Here is a 6,279-nt window from a genome sequence, read left to right as displayed (position 1 = left end):
CCGAGAAGGGGCGGTGCCCCCCCCCCCCCCCCCCCCGACCACCCCCCCCCCCCCCCCCCCCCCCCCCCCCCCCCCCCCCCCCCCCCCCCCCCCCCCCCCCCCCCCCCCCCCCCCCCCCCCCACCGCCATGTCCGCACCGCCTGCGCTACTTCCTCAGCTTCCACACCGGGGCGGCGGCGATCGCCTGCATCTGGTCGTCGGTCAGCACCGGGGCCTTGCGGGTCGCCGGGCTGGTCTGGGTGCCGCTGTTGAACGAGCTGATCACCACCCGCAGGCCGTCCGGGTGCAGGGTGTCGACGGTCCACATGCCCACGCCCGGCTTGTCGCTCCCATGGCGGACGACCACCTTGGTGCCGTCCGGCAGCGTCCTGGCGTCGCCGAACAACGAGTCCCCCCGGTCACCGCTCCAGTCCTGCACGTTGAGCTGCACCATGGACTTGCCCTTGCCGTCGTCGAGCACGAAGTTGGCGTAGCCGAAACCGCTGCCCATGGCCTCCGTCTCGGTCAGCCCGCTCGGCAGCAGTGCGGCGACGTTCTGCAGGATCTCCTGCCCGCTGTACTCCCTGGAGGTGTCGCGCGCCGGGACCGGCTTCGGCTCCGGGATCGCGGCGATCACCGGGTCCCAGGACTTGTCGGTGACGATCGCCCTGAGCTGGTCCGGCGACAGCGGCGGGGTCGGCCGGCTGTCCGGCGCGCCCTTCTCGGCCGGGGAGTTCCACTCCGAGAGCTCGACCTGCCGGCCGTCCTGGCCGATCAGCCTGGCGCTCCAGGACTTGGTGGTGGCCCGCTTGTCCGGGTACTCGTAGCCCTGGAGCACGGTCAGCGAACCGCCGCCCGGCAGACTCGTGCTGGTGCAGGCGTCGTACGGGACCAGCTTCTTGTCCGGGCAGGCATTCTGCGCCCGGTTGGGGTCGTTCGGCGCCAGCCGGGTGAGCGAGATGCCCATCGCGGCCTTGCCCTTGCCGTCGTCGAACAGCAGGGTGGCGCCCGCGTTGCCGCCGCCGCCCGGCTTGCCGGCCGCCGGCTCGGTGCCGGTGCCCTTGCCGTCGGTGACCTGGCCCTTGGGCAGCAGGGCCTGGAAGGCGGCCAGCACCTCGTCGCCGCTGACCGCCTTCGGGGTGGGCGTACCCGTCGAAGCCGGGGTCAGGGCGGCGCTCGTGCCCGTACTCCCGGACGCGGCCCCGGTGGAGGCGGCCGCCAGCGTGGCCGTACCGGAGGGCGAGCCGGAACCGGTCAGGTACACCGCTCCGGTGCCCACCAGGGCCAGCGCGGCGGCGCCGCCCACCACCGCGGCGGCCGAACGGCTGCGCCAGCGGCGGCGGCCGCGCTGGTACCCGCCCGCGACCATCCCGGCCTGGTCGGCCTGCTCGGGGCGGAAGGCCTCACCGGTACGGGTGAGGGCGTAGAGGAGATCGTCTTCGAACTTGTCCTGCTCGGGCATGGCGGATCACCGTCTCCTTGCGTCGCGGAATTGCCGGGGAAATGGGGGGCGTCGGCGGGGCGTGCCGGTGGGTGCGGCGTAGCGATGGGTGTGACGTACCGACGGGCGTGCCGGTGCGCGGGGTGTGCCGGTGGGCGGGACGTTTCAGCGGGCCGAGAGCTCGGCCAGCGAGTCGCCGAGCAGGGTGCGCAGCCGGGCCAGCGCCCGGGTGGTCCTGGTACGGACCGCGCCGGAGGAGAGCCGCAGCACCTCGGCGGTCTGCTCGACACTGCGGTCCTCCCAGTAGCGCAGCACCAGCACGGCCCGGTCCGCGGCGGACATCCGCCCCAGCGCGTCCAGCAGGGTCAGCCGCAGACTGCTGTCCGCGTCCGGCCCGACCGCCTCCGGCAACGCCTCGGTCGGGCGCTCGCCGCTGGAGCGGCGGCGCTGCTGCGCGAGGAAGGTGCGCACCATCACGGTGTGGGTGTAGGCCGCCGGGTTGTCGATCCGGTGGCGGCCGCCGGTGAAGGCGCTGCGCCGCCAGAGCACGTACATCCGGCTGAGGGCCTCCTGCACGAGGTCCTCGGCGTAGTGGGTGTCGCCGCTGGTGAGCAGACAGGCCGAGCGGTACAGGTGCCCGGTGCGGCTGGAGACCAGTTCCAGGAACTCGGCGTCCTTGGCCTCCCGGCCGCCCCCGATCCACCCCATGTGCCCGTCGCTCCCCCGCGTCCGTGTGCCCCGCCGACACTTGATGGATGCGGTGAACCGGCCCCGGTGTTACGGGTGTTCCGCAGGAACTTTTCCGGACCGCGCAGGGGCGCGCGGGCGGGCGGGTCAGTCGGCGGAGCCGCGGCGCCGGTCGCGCAGCACGACGCCGCCGCCGATCAGCAGGGCGACCAGCAGCGCGCCGACGCCGACCACATAGGTGGCGGTACGGCCGTCGCGGTCGGCCTGGGTCTCGCCGAGGCCGACCGGGGCCGGCACGATCGGGGCCGCGGCCAGCTTCACGGGGGCGTCCTGGGCGGGCTCGGACGGCGGGTCCTCCGGCGCCGTGGTGACGGCCTTCACCGGGTCCACCACGCCCCAGCCGATGAACCGGTTCGGGCCGCGCTCGGTGCGCTGGGCGGTCTGCTCGATCCAGGCCCGCACCTGGGCCGGCGTCCACTTCGGGTGCGCGCCGACCAGCAGCGCGGCGAGCCCGGCGACGTACGGGGCGGCGAAGCTGGTGCCGTTGTCCACGCACTGGCCGCCGCCGGGCACCGTGGAGAGCATCTCGACGCCGGGCGCGGCGACCTTCACGAAGGAGCCGTACTGGGAGAACGGGGCGCGCTCGTTGTTGCGGTCGGAGGCGCCCACGGACAGCACGGTCGGGAAGGCGCCCGGGTAGGTGTCGCCCTCGTTGCCGTCGTTGCCGCTGGAGGCGACCACCACGACCTTGTTCTGCTCGGCCCGCTCGATCGCGGCCTTCAACTCCTGGTAGCCGCCGAACCGGGCGTCGCCCGCGCCGCGCACGTCCTGGGAGATGTTGATGACCCCGACGTGCCTGTCGACCGCGTCGTTGATGGCCTTGGTCAGGGTGGAGACGTCGCCGTTGCCCGCGCTGTCGTTCTGCCGGATCGCGTAGATCCTGGCGTCGGGGGCCAGTCCGACGAACCCGGTCCGGTCGCTGCGGCTCGCGGCGATGATGCCGGCCACCTTGGTGCCGTGGCCGACCGTGTCGGTCAGCGAGGTTCCGTCGACGGCCTTGTTGCTCTGCTTGTCGATCAGCAGGCTCGGGCCCGCGTCCACCTTGCCGTGCAGCTGCAGGTTGGTGTCGTCCACCCCGGTGTCGATGACGGCGACCGTCACGCCGCTGCCGGTGGTCGCCCCGCCCTGCCAGAGCTGGTCGAGCAGTATCCGCTGCAGCGACCACGGCACGGTCGGCACGTCGGGCGCGGGTCGGGGGCAGTCACCGGCGGCGGCCAGCCCGGGCCCGCCGTCCGCGTGCGCGGGGGCGGCCAGCGGGCCGCCCAGCACCGTGAGCGCGGCCAGCGCCGCGGCCGTCCTGCGGAACCCGCGTCCGGACACCCTGCCACCCCTCATGTTCGCCACCCCGTGCCGCGCCGCGCGCCGAAGGGCGGGCGCCCGGATCCCGGGCGCCCGCCCCTGTCGTTCCCGTCCGGGAACGGTCGGTCGACCGCTACTGCCAGAGACCGGCGTTCTTCTTCTCGGTCGCGTTGTAGCTCTGCGCGGCGCTCTCCAGCGAACCGGAGATCTTGGCGCAGGTGTCCTTGAGGTTCTGGGCGGCGGAGTCCCACTTGGCCTGCTGGGCGTTGTAGCCCTGCTGGGCCTGGCCCTGCCAGCCCTGGGAGATCTTGGTGACCTCCTTGCGCAGCTCGGACAGCATGCTCTCGATCTTGTTGGCCGAGTTCTGCACGTCCTGCGACGCCTGGTGGAGGGTCTGGAAGTTGACGAGGATGTGGTCGGTCACAATGTCTCCCTTGACGAGGATGCGGAGCACCCGGCGCTCAGCCGCGGGCGCCCCGTCGAACGGACGGTCGGAACAGAGTGCTGGTCAGCTCTTCGACGCTCAGCCCTGCGGGCCGAACAGCGCCTTCTGCTCCTCTTCCGCGCTCGCGTAGTGCTTGGTGGTCAACTCGATCGCGTGCTTGATCGCGGTCAGCGACTTGCGCAGCTCGTCGACGTCCGTGTTGACCTGGTTCTGCAGCACCTTGTAGGCGTCCGCCGCCTGGCCCTTCCAGCCACTGGTGATGTTGTCGACCGTGGTCTGGAGCGCCTTGCGCTCCGCCTCGATCTGGCCGATGGCCGTCTCGATCTTCCCGGCGAAGTCCATCATCTCCTGCGCGGTCACCGTGAACTGGCCGTCACTCATGCTCCACCATCCCCCATGAGACAAACATTGTGTGTACGTAGGGCCCCCCGGGGCCCCGCCGTCGCATCACCCGTCGTGATGTCCAGCAGCACTGTAGTCGGCACACGCAACTCACCCAACATCGAGCGCCCACTAGTTACCAGACCATGACACTGGGGCCAATTCCGTTGCCGGGCTTGGCCGATCAGGCGTTCTGCGGCTGCGCGGCGCTCTTCGCGGTCAGCGGCGGGCCGGCCGGGACCAGGTTCGACCACTCCTTGGGCACCGGCAGCGGCTGGACGTTCTGGTAGCCCAACCGCGCCTGGTTCCCGCCGGGTTGGTCGTCCGGGTTCTGGGTCGGCTGGCCACCCGGACCGGGGTTCTGGGCGCCCGGCGCCGGGGTCGCCGCCTTCGGCGCACCGCCGGGCGTGGCCGACGGGCTGGGGCCGTGGCCGCCGTCGCTGTTGGCCGGGACGGAGTAGCGCAGGCCGGTCTCGGTGATCAGGAAGTCGGTGCCGGAGCCGTCGGCCGCACCGGCGTTGCCGTTCGCACCCGCGTTGGCGTTCGCACCGGCATTGCCGTTGGCGTTGCCGTTCGCACCGCCGGCCGCCGTCGCGGCGGCACCGGCCGCGTTGTCCACCGCCCGGTAGAACAGCCCGTGGCCGGGCGTCACGTACGCCGCGCCCGCGCCGTTGTTGTACGCCGCCGGGTAGGACGTCCCGGCCCAGACGCTGCGCCTGGGCGTGCGGCCGTCCTCGGCCATGCCGTCGAAGGTGCTGCACACCACCTGGCGGGGGTCCTGCCGGTCCGTCCAGTTGTTCACCGGCGCACCGGACTTCAACGGCCAGTCGTCCGGCGTGTTCGGCAGCCGTACGTCCGTGTTGAACCTGGACTGGTCGTCCGGGGTCATCTCGTCGCTGCGCGGCCGCTTGTCCTGGTCGTACTTGTAGAGCATCTGGTAGGCCGGGTTCTGCCGGATCAGCTCCGCCTGGAACGGGGTGATCAGGAACAGGCCGTCCTTGCCGACCACGTAGTTGCGGTCCTGGTAGTGCACCAGCCGGCCGATCCGGCGGTCCGCCGCGTTGCCCAGGGCCACGTTCGAGTTGGGACCCTGGCTGTCCGCCATGTCCTTGACGTCGGGGAAGACGATCGGGCTCGCGGGCACCAGGGTGTCCAGCCACTCGCGCTTCACCCGCTGCGGCACCGCGTTGGGCCCGAAGACCGCGGTGACCAGCGCCCGGCGCTCCTTGTCGTCGGACTTCGGTCCGATCGCGTGCTTGCGGCCCTGCGCGTCGACCAGGAACAGGCTCGCCACCGCCTGGCCCGCCGCCGAGGTGGTCGACACCTGCTGGTCGTCGGCCTGCTGGACCAGCATCAGCTGGTCCGGGCCGAGCATCCGGTCCTTCGCGGACAGCGCCGCCGCGTCCGCCCCGGCCGCCACGAACACCGCCTGGTTGACGGTCTCCCGCTTGTCGTCCGACCCCGGACGGTCGCAGACCGCCCACTTCATCGGCTGGCTCGCGTTGTCCTTGCCCGGCAGCTTGTCCGGGGCGTACGGGATCCCGATGGTCGGGCCGTGGTTGGGGTAGCGGTCCAGCACCCCGTCGTCCACCACCACGACCTTGGCGTCGACCGGCAGCACCAGCCGCGCCGAGGACATGTTGAGCACCTGGTGCAACCGCTTGGTCCGGCCGTCCGGGTCGGTCAGCACCACGTAGCGGGTGGTCGACTGCTTGCCTTGGATGATGTTCTTGCCGCTGTCCCACTGCAGCGGGGCGGCGGGCTTGAACACCCCCCAGAGCCCGAACCCGGCCACCACCACGGCCCCCACCAGCACGCTCGGCAGCACCGCCTTCACCGGGCGCGGCGCGTCCTCGTCACTGCCGCCGCCGGAGGGCAGCAGGAACGCCCCCACCGTGCGTTTGCGGGCGAAGGTGTACGCGTTGAGCTCGTCCCGGCGCGATGCCATCCTCGTCGTCCCCCTCTGTCAGACGTGTGCCGGCGCCGT

Annotated in this window: 6 protein-coding genes; all 6 read right to left on the bottom strand. The window is 72.4% G+C overall.

Going from position 1 to position 6,279, the window contains the following annotated elements; all coding sequences use genetic code 11:
* Nucleotides 1–145: 145 nt before the first annotated feature.
* The 6 genes from ACZ4W5_RS31445 to ACZ4W5_RS31420 all read right to left on the bottom strand — a co-directional run bounded on the left by ACZ4W5_RS31445 (nucleotide 146) and on the right by ACZ4W5_RS31420 (nucleotide 6,240).
* Nucleotides 146–1,441, bottom strand: coding sequence for a hypothetical protein (locus tag ACZ4W5_RS31445; RefSeq protein ID WP_465658366.1), 1,296 nt, complete (start codon nucleotides 1,439–1,441; stop codon nucleotides 146–148).
* A gap of 144 nt (nucleotides 1,442–1,585) precedes the next feature.
* Nucleotides 1,586–2,128 carry a SigE family RNA polymerase sigma factor gene (locus tag ACZ4W5_RS31440; protein ID WP_360244023.1) on the bottom strand — a complete coding sequence of 181 codons (543 nt, stop codon included), beginning with the start codon at nucleotides 2,126–2,128 and terminating at the stop codon, nucleotides 1,586–1,588.
* A gap of 126 nt (nucleotides 2,129–2,254) precedes the next feature.
* Nucleotides 2,255–3,487, bottom strand: coding sequence for a type VII secretion-associated serine protease mycosin (gene mycP / locus ACZ4W5_RS31435; protein ID WP_360244026.1), 1,233 nt, complete (start codon nucleotides 3,485–3,487; stop codon nucleotides 2,255–2,257).
* A gap of 112 nt (nucleotides 3,488–3,599) precedes the next feature.
* On the bottom strand, nucleotides 3,600–3,890 hold the full coding sequence (locus ACZ4W5_RS31430; RefSeq protein WP_360244029.1) for a WXG100 family type VII secretion target: 291 nt from the start codon (nucleotides 3,888–3,890) through the stop codon (nucleotides 3,600–3,602).
* Nucleotides 3,891–3,989: 99 nt separating this feature from the next.
* Nucleotides 3,990–4,292 (bottom strand): WXG100 family type VII secretion target, encoded by a 303-nt coding sequence (locus tag ACZ4W5_RS31425; protein ID WP_360244032.1) that lies wholly within the window; start codon nucleotides 4,290–4,292, stop codon nucleotides 3,990–3,992.
* Between the two features lie 184 nt (nucleotides 4,293–4,476).
* A complete protein-coding gene (locus ACZ4W5_RS31420; RefSeq protein WP_465658364.1) occupies nucleotides 4,477–6,240 on the bottom strand; it encodes a type VII secretion protein EccB in 1,764 nt (587 codons plus the stop codon).
* Nucleotides 6,241–6,279 lie beyond the last annotated feature (39 nt).

It is taken from the genome of Kitasatospora sp. NPDC029367 (genome assembly GCF_055569135.1).
Note: the sequence above shows the minus strand (reverse complement) of the source record. Positions and strands in the feature narration are given on the sequence as shown.